The sequence below is a fragment of the Bacteroidales bacterium genome, assembly GCA_013314715.1.
GTDB lineage: Bacteria > Bacteroidota > Bacteroidia > Bacteroidales > GWA2-32-17 > Ch61.
Map to the genome: position 1 here is coordinate 54,838 of JABUFC010000007.1, position 25,026 is coordinate 79,863.

Consider the following 25,026-nt stretch of genomic DNA (forward strand, 5'->3'; position numbering starts at 1 on the left):
ATATATTTTTTATTTTTAATATTCTAACAAATATTTATCAGTTTATATTATAAAGAAAGAAGAAGCATAAAGTTGTTTCTAAAATCTTTTAATAAAATAGGTAGAATGACACCAATTTTCATTTTTAATTTTTATCATTAACTTTGCATCATGAATCATTCATCAAAATTAAAGACAGAAGGATTAGTCAAAAAATACAAAGCGCGTACGGTTGTAAATGGTGTAAGTGTCGAAGTTAATCAAGGTGAGATAGTGGGTTTATTGGGGCCGAACGGTGCAGGTAAAACAACTACTTTTTATATGATAGTTGGTTTAATAAAACCCAATAGCGGTAGAATTTATTTCGATGATAAGGATATAACCGATTATGCTGTGTATAAAAGGGCTCAAATAGGTATAGGTTATTTAGCTCAAGAAGCTTCTGTTTTTAGAAAAATGACCGTAGAGGACAACATCCGTTCGGTATTAGAAATGTCGAATTTTACAAAAGAATATCAAAAAGAACGTTTAGAAACCTTATTGGAAGAGTTTGGTTTAAACCGTATTCGCAAGAGCTTAGGCATTCAATTGTCGGGTGGGGAGCGACGTAGAACTGAAATAGCAAGAGCATTGGCACTCAATCCAAAATTTATTTTGCTCGATGAGCCTTTTGCCGGAGTTGATCCCATTGCTGTAGAAGACATTCAAGAAATTGTTAGCCGTTTGCGCGAAAAAAATATTGGCATTATCATTACAGATCATAATGTTCACGAAACATTAAGCATTACTAATAGAGCCTATCTACTTATCGAAGGCACCATTTTTAAATCGGGCACAGCCGAAGAACTTAGCGAAGACGAACAAGTACGCCGTTTATATTTGGGTAAAAATTTTGAATTACGAAAAACGGTTAAAACTCCGACTGAAAAAAATCTGAAGGAATAGACAAAATTGCCCTGCGAATATCTAATTCGTTTAAACCATTTACGAATAGGCATAAACAAAGAGCTACCAATGCTTCTTTTTGGTATTTATTGTTTTGTGGTATATAGGTTAATTCATCAAGGTATAATGGCACTAAACGCTCTCGATCGGCATAAATAATAATTCTATCGCTGTCGTATAAGGCTACTGTTTTTCGTTTATCAAGTAAATCGCGAACGTTTTTGCTTTCGGGGTGTAGTGAAAAATATGCTGTACTAACATCGATACGTTCTTGAGCATCCATTATTAAAGGTTCATCGGCATTGAGAATAGCGGTACCATCTAATTCTATTTCCTCTAAAACAACCGATTTTGCATAAGCTACATCTTCAATATCACGTATATGGTCGTAGGTATAATATTCTTCTTGTTCCTCAATATTTAAAAAAATACCAATGGAGGCATAGCGATAACCTAATCCATATTCTAGAATACTTTCTACGGGTGTTTCGGTAATGGCAAAAGTAACGGTGGGATCTTTAAAAATAATAGCAGCATTATTGCTATCAATGCTATTAATAGGGCGGAGTTTTTGGCCATTTATATAGATACCTGTGCTATTAATACATCCAACCACTTCGCCTTGATACAAATAAATATGTTCGAGCATTTTAGCTAAAAATGTTTTACCCTTTGAACCTGTAATAGAAATATGAGGTATTTTAGACGGTACTTGATTGGGGAAAAGCATATCGACAAAAAGCTTTTGAACAGGTTGAGGATTACCAACTGTAGGATTGATATGCATTCTGAAGTCGGGAGCAGCATTTATCTCAATAACACGACCTTGATTTTCGTGCAACGAAAGTGAAATATCTTCAGAGATAATATCAACCCCTGTAACATCTAGATTTAGCAATTTACTAATTCGTTCGCAAACAAAACGATTATAGGGGTGGACTTTATCGGTAACGTCGATAGAACTTCCGCCTAAACGCATATTCCCTGTGTTTTTTAAGAACAAACGCTTGCCTTTATCTAATATCGTGTTAAGGTTATAGCCTTTAATATCAAGAATTTTAAGAGTATCGTCGTCGATTTCTACTTTCGATAATTTTCCTTTATCGCCAAATTCCCGTAATGGATTAGCATTGAGTTCATCGATGAGGTCTTTTATTGTTTTTTGTCCATCGCCAATTACATAAGGAGCTATAAGTTGAACAGCAGCTGCAAATTTTCCGTTGATGACTAATAAACGATAAGTGTTTCCTGGTACAAATTCTTGTACAATAACTTCTTCATCGTATGTTTGAGCCCAGAAAAAGGCTTTTATTATTTTTTCTTCGGTGTCGAGATGAACATTTACGCGTTTGCCTCTATAACCTTTAGATGGTTTAATAACAACTGGCTTTTGTATGTTCTTAAAAAAGGCTAAGGCTTCGTTAACGGTGCTAGTAAGAATACGAATAGGAACAGGAATGCCCATCTCTTCTAGCATTTTATAAGTTAGGTATTTATCATCGGTGTTCTCAACAGCGAGGTAACTTGTTTGTTGAGTAAGTGTTGCTCTAATGACTTTACGATAGCAACCTGTTCCAAGTTGTACAAAATTAAATTTATCTAAACGTTGTGTGGGTATTCTTCGTTGTTCGGCTTCGTTAACGATTTGTTGCGTCGAAAATCCTAGCATTCGCTTTTCACGAATAAAAATTAAATTTTCGATGATGGGATCCGTCGAAATAGGTTGTTTTGTAAGTATGCTATTGATGATATGAATAGCCATTTTACCTGCATATATACCAGCAAATTCATCAAAAAAACGAATAACCACATTATAAACACCTTTTTCTTTTGTTTCACGTGTTTTGCCAAAACCCACGTTCATCCCAGCTAAATTTTGCAATTCAATTGCAAGATGCTCCATGACGTGCCCGAGCAGAGTGCCTTCGTCCAATCGCATAAAAAAACCTCCTCGAACACCCATTGAACAATGGTGCTCGATTAAACTTGGTATTGTTGCTTTTAATGCCTCATTGAACCCTTCAATTTGATTTGTAAATACTTCGTCGAACTCATTAAGCCGTAACCTGAATCGTACTACTTGTGCACCACTGAAATAATTTGCCCCGATTAAGGTTTTATATGACTCTATAACTAAAGGACTGTTTAAAAAAGGCTGTTCTAATAGTTTAGAAATGTTCAATTTATCATTGTTTTCGTTCCACATATATTGGGCATAAATTATTGCTTAAAGATAAGAAAAACTTTCTCATGGTTTGTAAATTTTTTATATAAAATCCATTAATCGCCTAATAGTCAATTAGATAACAAATAATTTTTATGTTGAATTAAGCTCAAGATTATCAACAAATTAAAAAAGTTATTAACAATGTGGGAAAAAGTGTAAAAAAATGTAATAATGTGGGAAAATTTTGTTTATTTTTGAAAGTCAATTTTAAGTATGATTACATTTATCGGCGATTATCCATGTAAGGTAGATTCTAAGGGAAGAATCTTGATGCCTGCTGCATTTAAAAAGCAGATGGGCGACAAGGTTATTGACCGTTTTGTAGTAAAAAAATCTATTTTCGAGAAGTCGCTGATGCTTTATCCTTACGATGAGTGGGAACGTCAAATTACTATTTTGCGATCTAAAATAAACCCATATAATCGCGCACACTCCGAATTTCTTAGAGAGTTCTTTAAAGGAACGGCCGAAATTACGCTCGATAACAATAGTCGCCTTTTAATTCCTAAGCGTTTACTCGATTGGGCGAATATTACAACTGATGTTATTCTTGCTGGACAAGACGATAAGATTATGATTTGGGATAAACATAGCTACGAATCGCAAACACTTACCGACGAAGAATTTGCTTCGCTCGCAGAAAAAATTTTAGGCAATAACGAATTAAACGATAAATAAATGGGGTTCTATCATAATCCCATATTATTACATCAAGCAGTTGATGGATTAAATATCCATGAAAATGGGGTTTATCTCGACCTTACATTTGGTGGAGGTGGATATACTTCTGAGATTTTAAAAAGAGCTCAAAATATAAAAGTACTTGCATTCGATATAGATAGCGATGCACTTAAAAACGAACTGGACGATAATCGTGTTACGCTTATTCATGCTAATTACCGATTTTTCGACCATTTTCTGAAATATTTAGCTGTCGATAAAGTAGATGGAATCGTAGCCGATTTGGGTGTCTCGTCGCACCAATTTGATACAGCTGAGCGAGGTTTCTCGTTCCGCTTTGATCATAGCCCTCTTGATCTTAGAATGAACCAAGAAATGAAATTGACGGCAGCTCAGATAGTGCAAACATACGAACAAAATAAATTAAGTTATATTTTTTATCATTATGGAGAGGTAGAAAATGCCTCAAAACTTTCTAATATTATTGTAGAAAGACGTGAGTCGAAAAAAATTGAAACCGTTAGTGATTTTTTAGAGGTTATTCAACCTCTAATTCCAAAAGGTAAAGAGCATAAATACTTAGCTAAAGTTTTTCAGGCATTGAGAATTGAAGTCAATGACGAAATAAATGCCTTAAAAGAAATGCTCAACAAAACTATACATTACATAATAACTGGAGGCTATTTAAGCATTGTAAGTTATCACTCACTAGAAGATACACTAGTAAAAAATTTTTTTAAAAGTGGAAATTTTGAAGGCGTAATACCTAAAGATTTTAAAGGAATGCCCCTCAAAACTCCCTTTGTACAAACTCACAAAAAAGCTATACAACCATCCGAAAATGAAATAGCAATTAACAATAGAGCAAGAAGTGCAAAACTTAGAATTGGAAAACGCCAATGACCGACCAGCAAAAACATATTGACCCTAAAGCATCAAAAAAGGAATTGTTTCGTTCCATTTTAGATGGTTCGTTGCTCACGCGTGAGCTTATATTAAAAAATTTGCGATTTATTCTTTACTTAGTTTTTCTAGGATTGCTTTACATTGCTAATCGAAATCATGCTGAACACCTTTTACGCGAAACCATTAAATTAAAAAAAGAAATAGAAGAACTTAAAGCCGAACAATTATCGGTATCGTCTAAGCTAATGCAGATGTCTCAACAAAGCGAAGTTGAAAAACTTATGCAGCAGCAACAATTAGAATTGAGTAACTCTGATAAACCACCATATAAAATTACACTAACATGTCGGAAGCAAAAAAAGACATATTGATTCGTATAGGATTGTTATATATTGGAATGGTGGTTTTTTCAATCATCATTTTAGGACGTGTTTTATATTTACAGATTATTGAAGGTTCTTACTGGAAATCGAAAGCTTATCAGATAAGTCAGAAAAATATTATTATTCCACCTATGCGTGGCAATATTCTATCGAGTGATGGAAAAATATTAGCAACTTCGGTACCTTATTACGAAATCAGACTCGATTTTAGAGCCGAAGGTTTAAAAAAAGATACTTTCTATAAGCATATCGATTCGTTATCGTTTTATTTAGCTCAATTATTTGCCGATAAAACGGCTTCAGAATATAAAAAGGAATTAACACATGCATTCAAAAAAGGTTATCGTTACTATTTATTAAAGCGTAAAGTCGATTATCCGCAACTAAAAAAATTAAAAACGTTTCCACTATTCAGAATGGGACCCAATAAGGGTGGATTTATTGCTGTGCAATTATATTATCGGGCAAAACCATTTGGTCAATTAGCTTCACGTACTTTGGGCTATGCAAGTGCCGATAGGGTTGTGGTTGGCATAGAGGGAGCTTTTGATAGCTATTTGAGAGGAAAAGAAGGAGTGCAAATGATGCAACGCTTAGCAGGAAATATTTGGATGCCGATTAATAACGGCAATACCATTGAACCTAAAGATGGATTAGATGTAGTTACTACAATAGATGTTAATTTACAAGATGTCGCTCATCATTCGCTTTTAACCCATTTAAAACAACATGGGGCTAAATATGGATGTGCTATTGTAATGGAAACACAGACAGGACATATTAAAGCTATTGCAAACCTCGAATACGACACCGCTAAACAAGATTATATCGAAAAATTCAATTATGCCATTGGCGAAAGTGTTGAACCTGGTTCTACTTTTAAATTGGTTACCATGCTAGCAGCACTCGAAGAAGGTTGCATTAAAATAACCGATACTATTAATACAGGTAATGGCGTTGTTACTTATTATGGTGCAAAAATGAAAGATGCACACGAAGGAGGTTTGGGAAAAATTTCAGTAGCCGATGTCTTTGCTTATTCTTCAAATGTTGGTACTTCAAAAATCGCTACATCGTGTTTTGCTCGAGATCCAAAAGTTTTTGTTCAACGCATTTACAGCTTGCACCTAAACGAAAAGCTTGGATTACAAATAAAAGGTGAAGGAACTCCGATTATTAAAGACCCTTCTGATACTTCATGGTCCGGACTTACACTTCCTTGGATGTCTATTGGTTATGAGGTAAAAGTTACACCTATGCAAATTCTTACTTTATATAATGCGGTTGCTAATAATGGAAAAATGGTAAAACCATTGCTTATAAAGGAACTTCGATATAGAGGAAGTGTTACCAAAGAGTTTGAGCCAGTTGTTATCAGCCCTGCTATTTGTTCAGAACAAACTTTAAAATCACTCAAAATAATGCTCGAAAGAGTGGTCGAAAAAGGAACAGCAAAAAACTTAAACCATTCGCCTTACAAAATTGCAGGTAAAACAGGTACGGCTCAAATAGCAAGGGGCAAACATGGATATAAAGACGAAAATGCGGTTAAAACCTATCGTGCGTCGTTTGTAGGTTATTTCCCTGCCGATAATCCTAAATATAGTATTATAGTGGTAGTCAATTCACCTTCAAACAGTGTTTATTATGGCAATTTAGTAGCAGGACCGATTTTTAAAGAAATTGCAGATAAAATTTATGCCACTCATGTAGATATCCAAAAAGATTACGTTGCTGCTGATAGTTTACAAAACAAACTTCCTGTTATTAAAAAAGGATATGCCAAAGATATTATGGCATTAAAAAAATATTTTCGTTTACAAAATGTTATTGAAAATCCATCACTTAGATGGGCGGTTGCTCATGCCAATGACAAAAAAATAATTTTAAAATCATTTAATTATTCGAAAAAGTATGTGCCCGATGTTGTAGGAATGGGGTTACGCGATGCTATGCATATTTTAGGAAATGCTGGTATGGAGGTAAGAATCGTAGGAAGAGGCAAAGTTGTTAAACAGTCATTGCCGGCAGGAACTCAAATAGAAAAAGGTGCCATTATTTATTTGGAATTAAGCTAAGTATGAAAACAATAAGCGACATATTAAAATATATCCAACCATTAGAGATCGTTGGTAATGTTACCGAAAAGAAAATTAATAAGCTTTACCTCGATTCAAAAATGGTAAAGCCCAATTCTTTGTTTATTGCTATTAAAGGGACTAATGTAGATGGACATCAGTTTATAGATGACGCTATTTTAAATGGTGCTTCGTTTATAGTGTGCGAAAAAATACCATTAGATATTAGAAGCGATGTTGTTTACATTAAAGTAGAAGATACATTAAAAGTAACAAGTAAAATAGCAGCAGCATATTACGATTTTCCCTCAGAGAAACTAAAGGTAGTTGGTGTAACAGGGACGAACGGAAAAACTACTATTGCTACACTTTTGTATCGCTTATTCCGCTATATGGGAGAACGTGTAGGATTATTATCGACTGTTATCAATTATGTCGATTCTAAAATGTATCCTGCTACTCACACCACACCAAACCCAATTGAATTGCAACGATTATTACACAAAATGGTTGAAGCTGGTTGTCAATATTGTTTCATGGAGGTAAGTTCACATGCTGTTGTACAACATCGTATCGATGAGGTTAAATTTACGGGTGGAATATTTACAAATATTACACACGACCACCTCGACTATCATAAAACTTTTGAAGAATATCTTAAAGCAAAGAAAACATTTTTTGATCATTTGCCAAACGATGCTTTTGCATTAACGAATATAGACGATAAAAATGGCAAAATTATAGTTCAAAATACAAAAGCAAAAGTTTATACTTATGCATTAAAGAGCTTAGCCGATTTTCATGCTAAAATATTAGAAAAGCATTTAGATGGTACACTTGTGCAATTCGATAATCAAGAGGTTTGGATCAACCTTATCGGCGAGTTTAATACATATAATATGTTAGCTATTTATGCTGCAGCAATTTTACTTCAAAAAAATAAAGAGCAAATACTAACTGATATAAGCCTATTGAAAGCAGTTGATGGACGTTTTGAATATTTCAATTCGCCTCAAGGATATACAGCCATTGTAGATTATGCTCATACGCCCGATGCATTGATAAAAGTTCTTACAACGATTAACGATTTAAAAAAAGAAAATGCAAAAGTTATTGTAGTGGTTGGTGCCGGTGGAAATCGTGATAAAACCAAACGTCCTATAATGGCAAAAGAAGCAGCTCGTTTATGCGATAAGCTTATTCTCACTTCTGATAATCCACGATACGAAAAGCCAGAAGATATTTTAAATGATATGTTACAAGGGCTTGAAAGTATCGAACGGCAAAAAACACTCACTATTGTTGATAGAAAAGAAGCCATTCGCACAGCTTTAATGTTAGCTCAAAATAACGATATCGTTTTAGTTGCTGGTAAAGGACACGAAACATATCAGGAAATTAATGGTGTTAAGCATCATTTCGATGATAGAGAAGTAATTAAACAATATTTAAAAATTTAATTTATGTTGTATTATTTATTTACATACTTAGACCAACAATATGATTTCCCTGGAGCTGGAGTTTTTAACTACATCTCTTTTAGGGCTGGTATGGCCATTATTTTTTCTTTGCTAATAGCTTTATTTATTGGAAAGAAAATTATTCGTTTTTTACAAAAAAAACAAATTGGCGAAATAGTACGCGATCTTGGACTAGAAGGACAGTTAAGTAAACAAGGAACCCCAACTATGGGGGGGATTATTATTCTTGCTTCGATAATAGTACCAACATTGCTCTTTGCAAAACTTCATAATATATACATTATATTATTATTGATAACAACTATATGGCTTGGTCTTATTGGTTTTATTGACGATTATATAAAAGTTTTTAAACATGACAAAAAAGGGCTTCATGGTAAAGCTAAAATTTTAGGACAAGTCGTTTTAGGTATCATTGTTGGATTAGCAATATATAATAGTGATGATATAGTAATTCGCGAAAAAGTAAGAAAAGAAATCGTTCAACCGAATAATACAACCGAAGTTGCTGCCTCATTCGAAAGCCGTACCATTCGATTATCTGAAGATATTAAATCGTTTAAAACAACCATACCTTTCGTAAAAAATAATGAGTTTGATTACCAATATTTGTTGTTCTTTTTAAATGAAGGATTACGCCAAAAATGGGTTTGGTTAATCTTTACGTTAGCTGTTATTTTTATTATAACTGCTGTTTCGAATGGTGCCAATATGACCGATGGCCTCGATGGTTTGGCAACGGGAACTTCGGCGGTAATTGCTACTACGCTTGGAATTTTAGCCTACGTATCGGGTAACGTAATATTTGCCGACTATTTAAATATAATGTATATCCCTTATTCTGGGGAAATGGTAGTTTTTGCAGCTGCATTTATTGGAGCTACAATCGGTTTTATGTGGTATAATAGTTATCCAGCACAAGTATTTATGGGCGATACCGGGAGTTTGGCACTTGGAGGAATTATTGCCGTATTTGCTATACTTATTCGTAAAGAAATTTTGCTTCCGATACTTTGCGGAATATTTTTCGTCGAAAACTTATCGGTTCTCTTGCAAGTAGGTTATTTTAAATACACCAAAAAAAAATATGGTGAGGGACGACGCATTTTTAAAATGGCACCTATACACCATCATTTTCAGAAACTCGGCTATGTAGAGCCTAAAATTGTAACACGTTTTTGGATTGTTGCCATTTTTCTTGCGGTATTAACTATTATTACTTTAAAAATACGATAATGAGCAAAAGAATAACCATATTAGGATGTGGCGAAAGCGGAATGGGAGCAGCTCTCTTAGCACAAAGTAAGGGATTTGATGTTTTTGTAAGCGATCGTTCGGAAATTAAATCTGAATATAAAAAGCCCCTCATAGAAGCCAATATTCCGTTTGAGGAAAATACACATACATTCGAAACAATACTTGCATCGGATCTTATTATTAAAAGCCCAGGTATCCCTGAAAAATCTGAAATAATTAAAACCATACGTCATCATAATATTCCCATTATTTCTGAAATAGAATTTGCAGCACAATATACTAATGCTAAAATCATTGCTATTACAGGAAGTAATGGTAAAACTACTACCACACTTTTAACTTATCATATTTTTAAAAAAGCTGGATTAAATGTTGGATTAGCTGGTAATGTTGGTAAAAGCTTTGCGCTATCAGTTTTACAAAATCAATTCGATTACTATATTCTTGAAATCAGTAGTTTTCAGTTAGACGATATTATCCATTTTAAACCACATATTGCAGTTTTACTCAATATTACGCCCGACCACCTCGATAGGTATAATTACAATTTTCAAAATTATATAGATAGCAAATTTTTAATTACAAAAAATCAAACAGCTACTGATTATTTTGTCTATTGCTACGATGATAAGGTTATTCAGAATAATATTTTAAATAAAAAGATTCAAGCACAGGTAATACCATTTTCTATAAAAGAAACATTAGAGTCAGGTGGTTATATTTCAGAAAATCAGTTAATTATTAATATAAATAAAAAACAATTTACTATGTCGATATTTGATTTATCGCTTGAAGGAAAGCACAACCAGTACAATTCGTTAGCAGCTGGTATAGCTTCGTTTGTGAGCAATATACGAAAAGAAGTTATTCGCGAGTCGCTAAGCGATTTTGAAGCGGTTGAACATCGCCTCGAAAAAGTATTAAAAATTAGAGGGATTGAGTTTATTAACGATTCTAAGGCTACTAATGTAAATTCAACTTGGTATGCACTCGAAACGGTTAAAAAACCTATTATCTGGATTGTCGGAGGAGTTGATAAAGGAAATGATTATTCTGAACTTGAAGCTTTAGTTAAAGAAAAAGTTAAAGCTATTGTATGCCTTGGGATAGATAATACAAAAATTATAAAAGCATTTGAACATCTTCATATTCCAATATTCGATACAAAGAGTATGGAAGAGGCTGTTTATACAGCATATAAAAATGGGGTGCCTGGTGATGTTGTATTATTATCGCCGGCATGCGCAAGTTTTGACCTCTTTCAAAATTATGAAGATCGTGGAAGAAAATTTAAAAATGCTGTTCGTGATTTATAAAATTTAAAATATGAAATAGCCATGAGAACAATTACACACAAACCGAAATTGAAATTATTACACACAAATGAGTATCTCTTTTGTTTTAATGGCCTATTCCATCTCGTCATACTTACGAGATATTTTAAAATTTAAAAAATAATTACACATGAAAATTAATACTGCAAATATTTTTAAAGGCGATCTTACAATTTGGGTAATTATATTTTTGCTCTGTGTGGTATCATTATTAGCAGTATATAGTTCTACAGGAACATTAGCTTTTAAATACCAAGAAGGTAATATGTTTTATTATTTATTACGTCACGGATTTTTATTATTCGTAGGTATTATACTTATTTTAGTGTTTCAAAATATTCCTGTATATATTTACAATAAGTTTTCAGTTCTCCTTATAGTTTCTACTATTCCACTACTTTTATATACCTTACTTAAAGGAACAAATTTAAACGAGGCTTCTCGATGGATTACTTTACCTGGCACAGGTATTTCTTTTCAATCATCCGACTTTGCTAAATTTTCGTTGGTAGTATATATTGCACATTTTTTAGCTAAAAATCAAAATGCTAACGATGAGGTATTCAAAAAGAATTTTAATATTTTAATGTTTTTTATTTTATTAATATGTGGACTCATATTGCCTGCAAATTTCTCTACTGCTGCTCTTTTATTTATTATTAGTGTGATTATACTTTTTATGGGAAGAGTAAAGTTTAAATATATTTTTAAACTTATTGGTGTAGGAATCTCTATTGCAGTTGTTTTTATTACCATTGCTTTATTGTTTTTTCCTGATAAAGGACGGGTAGCAACTTGGAAAAATCGTGTAGAAGCATATTTTAATAGCGAAAAAATAGATAGTGATGCAAACTATCAAGTAGAACAAGCTAAAATAGCGATTGCCTCGGGAGGGTTTGCTGGAAAAGGACCGGGAAATAGTACACAACGAAATTTTTTGCCACACCCCTATTCCGATTTTATTTATGCTATTATTATAGAGGAATATGGATTTATGGGAGCTTTAACCTTAATTTTTTTATATTTAATTTTATTTTTTAGAGCTGGAATTATTGTTAGTAAATCGAAAAAAGCTTTTCCTGCTTTTCTTGCTGTCGGTTTGTTGTTATCACTTGTTATGCAAGCAATGATAAATATGGGAGTAGCGACCAGTGTTTTTCCTGTAACTGGGCAAACCCTTCCACTGGTGAGCATGGGAGGTACTTCTATTATTTTTACTAGCTTGTCGTTAGGAATTATTTTAAATATCAGTATTTTAAACGAAAAAGAAAAAATAGAGGAAAAACAAAATGAAATAAAATCGAAAGCGAATAAAACAGATGTAATAAATAATAACGAAAAAGAAAATTCTAATCCATCAAATTATGAGTAATATGGAAGCATTAAAAGTTATAATAAGCGGTGGCGGAACCGGTGGGCATATCTTTCCAGCTATTGCTATTGCAAATGCTTTACGCAAAATAAATCCTAATACTGAGATACTTTTTGTCGGTGCCGAAGGTAAAATGGAAATGGAAAAAGTACCTGCAGCCGGGTATAAAATTATTGGATTACCTGTTCGTGGTTTTCAGCGTAAACTAACTCTAAGCAACATTAGTTTCTTTTTCAAACTTTTTCAAAGTTTAAAAAAAGCAAAACGCATTATTAAAGAATTTAACCCCGATGTAGTTGTTGGAGTAGGCGGATTTGCATCTGGACCAACGCTTAGAGTTGCTACTAAAATGGGCATCCCAACTTTGATACAAGAGCAAAATTCTTACCCAGGAGTAACCAATAAGCTACTCGCATCTAAAGTTAATAAAATTTGCGTGGCATACCAAGATATGGACAACTACTTCCCCACTAGTAAAATAATAATAACAGGAAATCCGGTTAGACAAGATATTCTTTCGCTTAATAATAAAACACGCGAAGAAGGATATATGTTTTTTGGTCTTAAAGGAAATCAAAAAACGGTTTTGTCGCTAGGAGGAAGTTTAGGAGCCCTTACCATTAATGAAAGTATATATAATCATATAGATTTGTTTATACAAAATAATGTTCAACTGATTTGGCAAACAGGTAAGGCTTTTTATCATAAAGCAATAGAGATTGTACAACAGAAAAATGCTTCAAACATTAAAGTGTACGATTTTATATCGCGTATGGATTATGCTTATTCTGTTGCCGACGTTGTTATTTCAAGAGCTGGTGCCATAACTATTTCTGAACTTACGTTAACTGCCAAACCATCTATTTTAGTGCCATCGCCCAACGTGGCCGAAGACCATCAAACAAAAAATGCAATGACACTTGTTAAAAACGATGCGGCTATGCTTATAACCGATGCTGAAGCTAGAGTAAAACTTGTTGAAGAAACAATAAAGCTTTTAAATGACGAATTTCGTCTTAATGTTTATAAAAGCAATATTGCTCGTATGGCTATCAAAAATTCTGATGAAATTATTGCCAAAGAAATAATAGCATTAACCAATAAATGAGTTTACTAAACCGACATATTATCTATTTTATTGGTATTGGAGGTATCGGAATGAGTGCCTTAGCTCGCTATTTCTTACAACAAGGAAAAATTGTAGCTGGTTACGACAGAACACCATCGTTTATAACTCAAGAACTCGAGAACCAAGGTGCATATATCCATTATAACGAAGATGTTGCTACTATTCCGTTGATAGTACAAACCGCTTCTAATAATGATATTTTAGTTATTTATACTCCCGCAGTTTCATCGCTTAGCCCATTGATGCAATATGTAAAAAATCAAAATTATACCGTTTTAAAAAGAGCAGAGGTTTTAGGTATTATCTGTAATTCTTATCCAACTATTGCTGTAGCTGGTACACACGGAAAAACAACCATTAGTTCGCTCATTGCACATATTATTCATTATGCACAACATAATTGCATTGCCTTTTTAGGAGGCATTGTTAAAAATTATCAGTCCAATTTTATTTACAACAAAAATATTTTTTGGGCCATTGCCGAAGCTGATGAATACGACCGATCTTTTTTGCAGCTAGCACCTTCGGCAGCTGTAATTACCGCAATCGATCCCGATCATCTAGATATTTATAAAACATATGATGCATTAAAACAAGCCTATAGCGATTTTGTAACTAAAATACAACCCGATGGCAAATTGCTTCTAAAGAAAGAAATTGCATTTGTCCCGAATGTCGCAAATCTAAAACTTGCTTTTTATTCTACAAACGATAATTATGCCGATTGTACTATACAAAATATAAAAATTCATAACGGTTTCTATGTTTTCGACATACTAACTCCGTGGGGTAATATTTATCAAATTCAACCGGGAATAACGGGCGATTATAATGTTGAAAATGTTTTGGCAGCTGTTTCCATGTGCTTATGGCTTGGAATAGATAAAGATGCCATTAAAGAAGCCGTAGCACAATTTAAAGGAGTAAGGCGTCGATTCGATGTTCAAGTATTAAACGAAAATCATATTTATATAGACGATTATGCACATCATCCCGAAGAAATAAAAGCCTTTATCCAATCGGTACGTAAAGTATTTCCCCATAAAAGAATAACAGGTGTTTTTCAACCTCACTTATATAGTAGAACACGCGATTTAGCCAATGAATTTGCAAAAGCACTCTCTTTATTGGATGAGCTATGGTTAATGGATATATATCCTGCTCGCGAATTGCCCATCGAAGGAGTTACTAGTAAAATTATTTTCGATCAAGTAAATTGTCCCCAAAAACAAATTATGCCCAATAATGAACTCTTGCTTTATATTAAAGAACGAAAACCTGAACTTTTATTAACAATGGGAGCCGGCAATATTGACCAGTTTGTTGAACCTATAAAACGTTTGATGAATGAAGAATAAATGGTTACATAGGGTTTTGCAAGTTGTTGTTTGGACAATTTTGATTGGTGTTTTTATTATTTCGCTCGGTTTTACTGAAAAACAACGTAATGCAGAACTTTGTAAAAAAATTCTCGTAAATATTCTCGATTCAAACGAAAATCACTTTATCGATTCGGCAGATATAATTATGTATTTAAGAAATAAAAATTATAAAATTACTAAACAACCCATAAATCAACTACCCTTAAATGATATTGAAAACGACATTGGCAAGTTATCGGTCATTAAAAGTGTTCAAATATATACAACCTTAGACGGATATTTACATATCGATGTTACTCAACGCAAACCTATTTTACGCATAGTTAATTATAACTATGAAAGTTATTATATAGACGATGAGGGTAACTTATTTCCACTTTCAGAAAAATACACTGCACGCGTATTAATAGCTAATGGTAATATTAACGAGCCTTATGCCTTATTTTGTAATCGCAAAGCATATGAGGCCGAAAATCAAGACGCACTTAAACGCCCAACCATTTTAGATGATATTTTTTATTTAGCTAAATATATTTATAACGATAGCATATTAAACCCACTTATTGAACAAATTTATATAAACGAAGAAGAAAATATAGAACTTGTTCCTAAAATAGGCGATTTTATTATCGTTTTAGGCGACACATCGCAAATAGAAAATAAATTTATACGACTGAAAGCATTTTACGAGAAAGTACTCACAAAAGATAGTTGGGATGCGTTTTCAAAAATTAACTTAATGTTTAATAATCAAATTGTTTGTACCAAAAAAAACTATATATATGAGCAGCAATAATATTATATCGGTCATTGATATTGGAACAACCAAAATAGTGGCTTTAATAGGAAAAAGAGAAGCCAATGGAACTTTTACCATTTTAGGCAAGGGACATGTTCAATCTAAAGGAGTAACACGTGGTAATGTATTAAATATTATAGATACATCAAATAGCATTAAAGAAGCGGTTGATATAGCCGAGAAGGCTGCAGGCATGAAAATGACATCGGTATATGTTGGCATTGCAGGACAAAATATTGCATGTTTTGTTAATTCAGATCAATTATATCGAAATAAAAGCGATGAGATTATTACAAAACAAGAACTCGATCAGTTTATTAAAAGCCAAGAAAACGTATCGCTCGATGCAGGTCGTCAAATTGTTCAAATTATACCCAAACAATTTAATATCGATGGCGAAATTGTCGAAAATCCTATAGGTTGCATTGGAAAACGTCTCGAAGCTCAATTTCATATTATTACAGCTTTATCAAATAACATCAATAGCATTAAACGTTGTATCGAACATGCTAATTTAAAACTGAAAAAAATTTTTCTCGAACCCATTGCATCGGCAAGAGCGGTCTTATATCCCGAAGAGCTTGAAGCTGGTGTTGCTATGATTGACATTGGTGGAGGAACAAGCGATTTAGCTATATACCAAAAAAATATGCTCATACACACAGGGGTAATACCCTTTGGAGGAAATGCTGTAACATTAGACTTAGAAAAGATTTTTGGACTTACTAATAAAGATGCCGAAAATTTAAAAGTAAAATTTGGTAAGGCTATTCCTGAAGAATCGGACAAAGAAGAGCTGGTGATTATTAAAAGCAATATCGAAGGAAGAGAAAAAAAAGAAATCGATTTATATACACTTTCAAATATTATTAAAGCTAGAATTGAAGAAATATTCGGGTTTATAAATCAACAAATAGCACTTGTCAATACACAAAAACAAATTAAATTAGGTATTGTTTTAACGGGTGGAGGGGCTTTGCTTAAAAACTTACCACAGTTGGCATCATTTTTAACTACATTTGAGAATCGAATAGGCATTCCACTTATTCATATTAACGAATTGTCGAAAGATTCCATGAACAACCCTCAGTATGCTACAGCTATTGGTTTATTAATACTTGGTTATGAAAATGAAATTTTAACAAATTCGGATAACAAAAATGAAATTACATCTAAACTTATACAAAACGATCCTAGTGTTGTAATAAATAATAAAGATGCTATTAAAACTCATCAACAAGAATTAAACTCTATATCAAAAAAAGACAAAGAAAAAACAAAAAAACAAAAAGGCGGAATTTTAACGAACATAAAAAATACGATATCGGGAATTTTTGATGACAGCGATTCAAATTTATAAAAACTAAATATTATGGAACCCATCGAAGAAAACAACATCCTTAATTTCGAGTTCGAATCTCGAATGCCTTCCATCATTAAAGTAATTGGTGTTGGAGGCGGAGGTAGCAATGCTGTAAATTATATGTATAATTTAGGCATTACGAATGTAGATTTTGTAATCTGCAATACTGATATTCAGGCATTGGCAAAAAGTCCCGTTCCTATAAAAGTGCAGTTAGGACAAACTCTTACTGAAGGACTGGGCGCCGGAAGCAAGCCCGAAATAGGTCGACAAGCGGCAATCGAAAGTTTAGACCAAATTACCGAAGTATTATCTAACAATACAAAAATGGTATTTGTTACTGCCGGAATGGGAGGCGGAACAGGTACGGGAGCTGCACCCATTATTGCTAAAACAGCTAAAGAAATGGGAATACTCACCGTTGCTATTGTTACACTACCTTTCGAGTTCGAAGGAAAAAAACGTTTTAATCAGGCCATTGAAGGTATTCGCGAAATTAAAGATTATGTCGATTCGTTACTTATCATTAACAATCAAAAACTTCGCGAAATTTATGGTGATTTACAATTTAGTGTTGCCTTCTCTAAAGCAGACGATGTTCTGGCTACCGCTGCCAAGGGAATAGCAGAAATTATTACTTTACCTGGACACGTTAACGTCGATTTTGCCGATGTTAAAGCTGTAATGACCGATAGTGGTGTAGCTGTTATGGGTAGTGGCTCGGCCGAAGGCAATGATAGAGCTATTAATGCTATTAAACAAGCATTAGACTCACCTTTATTAAATAATAGCGACATAAAGGGTGCTAAAAATATACTTCTTAATATTACTTGTGGAGACCCAGAAGTTACCATGGACGAAATATCTCAAATAACAGAATATTTACAAAACGCTGCCGGTAATAATTCCGATATTATTTTTGGCGTAGGTCAAAACCCAAGTATTGGTAATAAAGTGGTAGTTACCATTATTGCCACCGGTTTTGGTACCAATAACTTTATACCGTCAGAACCTACAAAAGTGAAACATTTGTTAAATGATAGAATACCAAAACAAAATACACAACCAGAAAAGAAAGTACACATATTAGATACCGAACAACAAGAAATATCTTTTGACACTTCTGCTTCAGTTGTAGAAACTCCTACACCACAGCAAGTTGTTGAAGAAAAAAAGAAAATTACGTACGATCTAAACAACAACGAAACCGTTGAAAATTTAGAAAATATACCTGCCTTTATCCGTCAGAAAAATAATATTAAACCAAATTTTAATTTAAATAATAATTTAGAACCCTCAAATTTGGCTATTTCTAAAGATAAAAATAATACACTTAGCAATAATAACCCTTATCTTTTTGATAAGGCCGATTAACGGAATTTAAACGTTTTCGAGCGGTAAAATCTTTTTTTAGAACGGGATTGTTTATATAATTCCTGCTTGAAATAAATCGTGTAGGTGAATCATGCCTACGTACTTTTCACCATTTAAAACTATAAGTTGAGTGATTTTATGTTTTTCCATTAAATAAAAAGCATTTACTGCTAATTCATGAGCTTGAATGTTTTTTGGGTTTAACGACATAATATCTTTAGCTTTAATTGAAGTAAATTCGTTGTTTCGTTCAATCATTCTGCGTAAATCGCCATCGGTAATGATGCCTATTATTTTATCATTTTCAACAACTGCTGTTGCTCCTAAGCGTTTCGACGATATTTCTAAAATAACCTTTTTTATATTATCGTTGGGGTTAACTTGAGGGACGACATTTTTTTGAAGAATATCAGAAACCCTCATATAGAGTTTTCGGCCTAAAGTACCACCCGGATGGTATTTGGCAAAATCATTGGCAGTAAATCCTTTAAGCTGAAGGAGTGCTACGGCTATGGCATCGCAAATAACTAATTGAGCGGTTGTGCTCGATGTGGGTGCTAAATTATTTGGACAGGCTTCTTTTTCGATGGGTACTGCTATAATGTAATCGGCATGAGTTGCTAAATACGATTTAGTATCTGAAACAATGGCAACCAAAATGTTACCATTGTGTTTAATTAGCGGAACCAATACTTTAATTTCTGGAGTATTACCACTTTTTGATAAGCAAAATACGATATCTTCGGGCAATATAACTCCTAAATCGCCGTGAATGGCATCGGCTGCATGCATAAACACGGCCGGTGTTCCTGTGCTATTTAAGGTGGCCACAAATTTTTGTGCTATAATAGCACTTTTGCCTATGCCCGTAGCAATAATTCTGCCCTTAGATGTTAAAATTTTTGATATTATATCCTCAATAGAATCATCTAAACTTTCAACTAAACGGCTAATGGCTTGAGCCTCTGTCAAAATGGTTTGACGTACGATATTCCTAACATTGTTATTCATGTAAAAAAATTATAATTTCGTCAAAATACTTTCAAAACGCATAATTTAATTCAAAAAAAGCTTTTAATTTAGTATTGCAAAATTAAATAAATTATTAATAAAGTACATACATTAAATATATGGAACTTGAAACCTGTAACCAGACTGAATTACATGAGCTTTTAAAGAAGTATTTTGGTTTCGACAAATTTAAAACAAAACAAGAAGAAGCTATCCGCAATATTATGAATGGTAGGGATACCTTTGTGTTAATGCCTACCGGTGGCGGAAAGTCGCTTATTTATCAATTACCCGCATTAGCACTCGAAGGTACTGCCATTATTATTTCGCCACTTATCGCTCTCATGAAAAATCAAGTCGATTCTATGCGAGCATTTAGCATGGAAGATGGAGTTGCACATTTTTTAAATTCTTCTTTATCAAAATCCGAAATTAGTAAAGTTAGAAATGATATTATTCAGGGAAAAACCAAAATGCTTTATGTTGCTCCGGAATCACTTACAAAAGAAGAAAATATCGATTTTTTCAAAAAAATAAACATTTCATTTTACGCTGTTGACGAAGCACATTGTATTTCAGAATGGGGACACGACTTTAGACCAGAGTACCGTCGTATTCGCCCAATGATAGATGAAATTGGACGAGCTCCCATTGTAGCTTTAACTGCTACAGCTACACCCAAAGTTCAATACGATATATTAAAAACCTTAGGCATTCAAGACGCCGATATTTTTAACACATCATTTAATCGTCCTAATCTGTATTACGAGATTCGTCCCAAAATTGGAGCCACAAAAGAAATTATTAAGTATATCAAAAATAATCCCGGAAAGTCTGGAATTATATATTGTTTGAGTCGCAAGAAAGTTGAAGAAATGGCCGAAAAACTGGTAGCAAATGGCATAAAAGCATTGCCTTATCATGCTGGTATGGATGCCGCTACTCGTAATCGCAATCAAGATGCTTTCTTAATGGAGGAAGTCGATGTAATTGTTGCTACCATTGCTTTTGGTATGGGTATCGATAAGCCCGATATTCGCTTTGTTATTCATTACGATATGCCTAAAAGCCTCGAAGGCTATTATCAAGAAACCGGACGTGCAGGACGCGATGGGGGCGAAGGACAGTGTATCGCTTTTTATAGCTACGACGATATTTTAAAGCTCGAAAAATTTATGCAAGGCAAACATCTTGCCGAACAAGAAATTGGTAAACATCTCTTACTCGAAACCGTTTCGTATGCCGAATCGTCGTTATGTCGAAGAAAAGTATTATTACATTATTTTGGTGAAGATTATCCTCACGACAATTGCGATAATTGCGATAACTGTTTGAATCCTAAAACACAATTTGATGGGCAAGATTACTTTGTTAACCTATTTAATTGTATTCTCGAAGTTAACGAAAAATTTAAATCCGAACATATTGCCGATATTTTAACAGGCAACGCAACAGCTGCAATTAAGAGTTATAATCATCATTTGCTCGATTCGTTTGGTCTTGGTAGCGACGAAAGTAAAAAATTCTGGTTAGCTGTTATTCGCCAAGCCATGATTCATAAAATGATTGTGAAAGATATTGAAAATTATGGTTTGCTAAAAGTTACTCAAAAAGGTAGAGAATTTTTAGAAAATCCATATGAAATATTGCTTTTACGCGATCACGAATACGAAGAAGGTGATGACGAAGACTATCAAACACGTCAAATTGGCGACAATGCTGGCGATACGGTCTTATTTGCTATGTTAAAAGATTTACGTAAGAGTATGGCTCAAAAGCTTAACTTACCTCCGTTTGTTATTTTTCAAGATAACTCACTCGAAGAAATGGCCATACAGTATCCTATTACCATGGATGAGTTAAAAAATATTGTCGGTGTTGGAACAGGTAAAGCTCAAAAATATGGTCAACCCTTTATCGACCTTATTAAAAAGTATGTTGAAGAAAATGAAATTGAACGTCCACAAGACCTTGTAATTAAATCGGTTGTTAATAAGAGTAGTTTAAAAGTTTACATCATTCAAAGTATTGATAGAAGAATACCATTAGACGATATTTGCAGGGCTAAAGGAATAGAATTCAATGAACTGTTGGACGAATTAGAATCGATTGTTTACAGTGGGACTAAAATCAATATTGGATATGCGGTTTCGCAACTAGTAGAAGAAGAAAAATTAGAAGAAATTCTTGATTATTTTAAAACAGCCGAAACAGACGACTTAAACACTGCGATTAAAGAATTAGATGCTCCTGATATTACAGAAGAAGAAATTCGTTTGGTAAGGCTTAAATTTATTTCCGAAGTTGGTAATTAAAATGAAGTAAATAAAAAAGCCCATGTACATGGGCTTTTTTATTTATTAAACGGTTATAAGTAATAGATGCATGTTTACTTGGCTACTGCAACAGCTCTGGTTTCACGAATAACTGTAATTTTTACTTGTCCGGGGTAAGTCATTTCGTCTTGTATGCGTTTAGCAAGCTCAAACGATAATGTTTCTGCTTCTTTGTCGCTTAGTTTATCACTTCCAACAATAACTCTTAATTCTCTACCTGCTTGTATAGCATAGGTTTTTAAAACACCAGGATACGATAAAGCTAAATTTTCTAACTCGTTTAAACGTTTTATATAGGCTTCGGCTATTTCACGACGAGCACCAGGACGAGCACCACTAATAGCATCGCAAACCTGAACAATAGGTGCGATGAGTGTATTCATTTCTACTTCCTCGTGGTGCGAACCAATTGCGTTACAAACTTCGGGTTTTTCTTTATATTTTTCGGCTAATTGCATGCCCAGTAAAGCATGAGGCAGTTCAGGATTTTCGTCGGCAACTTTTCCAATATCATGAAGGAGACCGGCACGTTTAGCTATAGCGGGATTTAACTTTAATTCGCTTGCCATAACAGCACAAAGATTTGCTACTTCACGTGAGTGTTGCAATAAGTTTTGTCCATACGAAGAACGGTATTTCATTTTACCAACTAAACGCATGAGCTCGGGATGCATACCATGAATACCTAAATCGATACATGTACGTTTTCCAATTTCCATGATTTCTTCTTCGATTTGTTTTTTTACTTTATCGACAACTTCTTCGATGCGGGCTGGATGAATTCGTCCATCAGCAACAAGTTGATGTAAAGCTAAGCGAGCTATTTCGCGACGTACAGGGTCAAAAGCCGAAAGTACAATAGCTTCGGGTGTGTCGTCAATAATAATTTCAACACCGGTGGCTGCCTCTAATGCACGAATATTTCGTCCTTCGCGTCCAATAATACGTCCTTTAATTTCGTCGTTTTCAATCGGAAATACGGTAACACTGTTTTCAATAGCAACCTCGGGAGCAATGCGTTGTATGGTTTGGATGACAATTTTTTTCGACTCTTTGGTAGCCGTCATTTTAGCTTCTTCCATAATTTCGTTTACATAAGCCATGGCCGCTGTTTTGGCTTCGGCTTTCATCATCTCGATAAGCTGTTGTTTGGCTTCTTCGGCAGTTAAACCGCTAATAACTTCTAGTTTTTCTAAATGTTGGCGTTGAATTTTACTTACTTCTTCTTCTTTCTTTTTTAAAGTTTCGGCTTGAATAGTGAGGGTTTGTTGTTGTTGTTCAACTTCTTTCTTTTTGCGTTGAACATCTTCGAGCTTTTGCGAAAGCAAAGTATCTTTTTGAATAATTTTTGCTTCCATTTGAGCTAATTTTGCATTGCGTTCATTGGTGTACTTCTCGTGCTCTGATTTAAGTTGTAAAAATTTTTCTTTTGCCTGAAGTTCTTTTTGTTTTAAAATAACTTCGGCTTCGGTTTGAGCATCTTTTAAAATTTTTTCTTTTTTCTTAGCCAGTGCTTTGTCCCAAATAAAGTACGAAAGACCCGAACCGGCTGCAAATCCAACAATTCCAATAATAATAGTTAATACCATAAAGTTTTAATTTTTTAAAGTTAATATATATATAAAAAACCCGCATTAAATTCTATAAAGCATTTTATAAAACCCAAATTATCACAGTGGGGTCTACCGTTAGCTTTTGATGTCCACTGGCATAAAGCACCTGCAAGCAGGTTGAGGCCTATCATACGCTAATCGAGTTTCAACCCCTATTTATTAGGTGTTGATTTTTAAAACGGTTTAAGAATTAATGCGGGCTATAGCCTATTTTATGTTAAAGAACCTGCTCTTGTACCATAAAGTTTTCTAAATCTTTATCGAGCTGTTTGAGTTTTTCTAACATAGGAGTTATATTGCTCAAATCTGATAAAGATAAATTTTTTAAAGCATATTGAAGCAATACCATGGCCATATAATCCTGAGTATCTTTACCCGGATATTGTTGCTTATATTGAAATAAAACGGTATTAATTTGTTTGGCCATTTTACGAATGGTTTCTTCTTCGCTTCGGGCAATAGTGAGCGGATAATACCTGTCGGCAATGTTAACGCGTATGGTAAATTTTTCTCCGTTCATTTTTTATTTGTTGGTCATAAGAGCTATACAATGGTCTATTTCCCGCACCAGATTATCTATTCGATGCTGCATCCTTTCTGTATCGCCTTTTTCAAGCATACTTAAAACACCAGCATCTTTTAATAATCTGATTTTTTCTTTACATTCATTTAACTGAATACTCATACTTTCGTTCATTTCTATTTGTTCGTTCAGTTTTGTTTGTAACTGAACATTTTCATTCTTCATTTCAATCATTTTTTGTTGAAGCTTTAATATCTTGGCTTCTAATGATTTATAAAGAACTTCAAATGAGTTGTCCATGTTAAACGAATGTTATGCAAAGTTAATATTTTTAAGTCAAATAAAAAAACGCTATAAAATTAAAATACGTTAAAGATTGGTAAAACCATTAAAAAAATAATATTTTTAAGTTTAAAAAGGTTTATAAAGATAAATTTTACTACAAAACCAAAATATATATACGAGCCCTTGGCAAAACTAAAAAACGTACTTGTTTATTTTGATAAAAATTTCAAACTCATTTTAATTATTTGTATTGCTTTTTATCTATTACATTAGAACAATTTAATGATAAAAGAAGCAATGTGTAACTCTCACGTCATGGCAAGCGAACGCTTGCCTTTTTTCGTCATTGCCTTTAGATTTGTATCGTGTATTTTTGTGATAAAATACCGGTAAAAGAACAGAGGTGAACTATGTCATTGCGTAGGATTACATGCCTATGTCTCGTATTAGTCCTCTGTTCTTTCATAGTTGTAATGACCAATTAGAATTTTAAGCTTTAAGGCTTATTAAAGGTTTTAGTCAATACAACAATAACCGGTATAAAAAATCATAAAACAACTTAAAACGT

The 25,026-nt window shown here is 33.6% G+C and carries 20 protein-coding genes; 15 read left to right on the top strand and 5 right to left on the bottom strand.

Translation table 11 applies throughout. The features are described from left to right. Positions 1-150: 150 nt before the first annotated feature. A complete protein-coding gene (lptB, locus tag HPY79_02850) occupies positions 151-924 on the top strand; it encodes an LPS export ABC transporter ATP-binding protein (protein NSW44750.1) in 774 nt (257 codons plus the stop codon). Here the strand turns inward: lptB and HPY79_02855 are convergent. Continuing rightward, on the bottom strand, positions 890-3,130 hold the full coding sequence (locus HPY79_02855) for an ATP-grasp domain-containing protein (protein ID NSW44751.1): 2,241 nt from the start codon (positions 3,128-3,130) through the stop codon (positions 890-892). The two genes, lptB and HPY79_02855, sit on opposite strands and share 35 nt — an antisense overlap. Positions 3,131-3,364: 234 nt before the next feature. Between HPY79_02855 and HPY79_02860 the strand changes: the two genes are divergently transcribed. From HPY79_02860 to ftsZ, 13 genes are all read left to right on the top strand, one after another. Then, positions 3,365-3,829 (top strand): division/cell wall cluster transcriptional repressor MraZ, encoded by a 465-nt coding sequence (locus HPY79_02860; GenBank protein ID NSW44752.1) that lies wholly within the window; start codon positions 3,365-3,367, stop codon positions 3,827-3,829. After that, on the top strand, positions 3,830-4,735 hold the full coding sequence (rsmH, locus tag HPY79_02865) for a 16S rRNA (cytosine(1402)-N(4))-methyltransferase RsmH (protein ID NSW44753.1): 906 nt from the start codon (positions 3,830-3,832) through the stop codon (positions 4,733-4,735). It abuts the gene before it with no gap. Next, the gene (locus tag HPY79_02870; protein ID NSW44754.1) at positions 4,732-5,109 is read left to right on the top strand and encodes a hypothetical protein; all 378 of its coding nucleotides are present in this window, start codon (positions 4,732-4,734) and stop codon (positions 5,107-5,109) included. Before rsmH ends, HPY79_02870 begins: the two co-directional genes overlap by 4 nt. Beyond that, positions 5,082-7,199 (top strand): transpeptidase family protein, encoded by a 2,118-nt coding sequence (locus HPY79_02875; GenBank protein ID NSW44755.1) that lies wholly within the window; start codon positions 5,082-5,084, stop codon positions 7,197-7,199. Before HPY79_02870 ends, HPY79_02875 begins: the two co-directional genes overlap by 28 nt. 2 nt (positions 7,200-7,201) lie before the next feature. Then, on the top strand, positions 7,202-8,659 hold the full coding sequence (locus HPY79_02880) for a UDP-N-acetylmuramoyl-L-alanyl-D-glutamate--2,6-diaminopimelate ligase (GenBank protein ID NSW44756.1): 1,458 nt from the start codon (positions 7,202-7,204) through the stop codon (positions 8,657-8,659). A gap of 3 nt (positions 8,660-8,662) precedes the next feature. Next, on the top strand, positions 8,663-9,916 hold the full coding sequence (locus HPY79_02885) for a phospho-N-acetylmuramoyl-pentapeptide-transferase (protein ID NSW44757.1): 1,254 nt from the start codon (positions 8,663-8,665) through the stop codon (positions 9,914-9,916). Further along, positions 9,916-11,253, top strand: coding sequence for a UDP-N-acetylmuramoyl-L-alanine--D-glutamate ligase (murD, locus tag HPY79_02890; GenBank protein NSW44758.1), 1,338 nt, complete (start codon positions 9,916-9,918; stop codon positions 11,251-11,253). Before HPY79_02885 ends, murD begins: the two co-directional genes overlap by 1 nt. Positions 11,254-11,401: 148 nt before the next feature. Next, entirely contained in the window at positions 11,402-12,643 is a 1,242-nt protein-coding gene (locus tag HPY79_02895) for an FtsW/RodA/SpoVE family cell cycle protein (protein ID NSW44759.1), read from the top strand. Continuing rightward, entirely contained in the window at positions 12,636-13,751 is a 1,116-nt protein-coding gene (gene murG / locus HPY79_02900; protein NSW44760.1) for an undecaprenyldiphospho-muramoylpentapeptide beta-N-acetylglucosaminyltransferase, read from the top strand. Before HPY79_02895 ends, murG begins: the two co-directional genes overlap by 8 nt. Continuing rightward, positions 13,748-15,130, top strand: coding sequence for a UDP-N-acetylmuramate--L-alanine ligase (locus HPY79_02905; GenBank protein ID NSW44761.1), 1,383 nt, complete (start codon positions 13,748-13,750; stop codon positions 15,128-15,130). Before murG ends, HPY79_02905 begins: the two co-directional genes overlap by 4 nt. Next, a complete protein-coding gene (locus tag HPY79_02910; protein ID NSW44762.1) occupies positions 15,120-15,950 on the top strand; it encodes a hypothetical protein in 831 nt (276 codons plus the stop codon). Before HPY79_02905 ends, HPY79_02910 begins: the two co-directional genes overlap by 11 nt. Continuing rightward, a complete protein-coding gene (gene ftsA / locus HPY79_02915; GenBank protein NSW44763.1) occupies positions 15,937-17,313 on the top strand; it encodes a cell division protein FtsA in 1,377 nt (458 codons plus the stop codon). The genes HPY79_02910 and ftsA overlap by 14 nt, the downstream gene beginning before the upstream one ends. A gap of 12 nt (positions 17,314-17,325) precedes the next feature. Further along, positions 17,326-18,690 (top strand): cell division protein FtsZ, encoded by a 1,365-nt coding sequence (ftsZ, locus tag HPY79_02920; GenBank protein ID NSW44764.1) that lies wholly within the window; start codon positions 17,326-17,328, stop codon positions 18,688-18,690. Between the two features lie 51 nt (positions 18,691-18,741). Here ftsZ and HPY79_02925 read toward each other — a convergent pair whose 3' ends face one another. Next, a complete protein-coding gene (locus tag HPY79_02925) occupies positions 18,742-19,701 on the bottom strand; it encodes a KpsF/GutQ family sugar-phosphate isomerase (GenBank protein NSW44765.1) in 960 nt (319 codons plus the stop codon). Positions 19,702-19,820: 119 nt separating this feature from the next. Here HPY79_02925 and recQ point away from each other — a divergent pair, with 119 nt between their 5' ends. After that, on the top strand, positions 19,821-22,016 hold the full coding sequence (gene recQ / locus HPY79_02930; GenBank protein ID NSW44766.1) for a DNA helicase RecQ: 2,196 nt from the start codon (positions 19,821-19,823) through the stop codon (positions 22,014-22,016). Between the two features lie 74 nt (positions 22,017-22,090). On the opposite strand, the gene rny is transcribed toward recQ, so the two are convergent. The 3 genes from rny to HPY79_02945 form a co-directional block, all read right to left on the bottom strand. Further along, the gene (rny, locus tag HPY79_02935; protein NSW44767.1) at positions 22,091-23,626 is read right to left on the bottom strand and encodes a ribonuclease Y; all 1,536 of its coding nucleotides are present in this window, start codon (positions 23,624-23,626) and stop codon (positions 22,091-22,093) included. Between the two features lie 241 nt (positions 23,627-23,867). After that, positions 23,868-24,170, bottom strand: coding sequence for a cell division protein ZapA (locus HPY79_02940; protein ID NSW44768.1), 303 nt, complete (start codon positions 24,168-24,170; stop codon positions 23,868-23,870). Positions 24,171-24,173: 3 nt separating this feature from the next. Next, positions 24,174-24,473, bottom strand: coding sequence for a hypothetical protein (locus tag HPY79_02945; GenBank protein NSW44769.1), 300 nt, complete (start codon positions 24,471-24,473; stop codon positions 24,174-24,176). Positions 24,474-25,026: the final 553 nt, after the last annotated feature.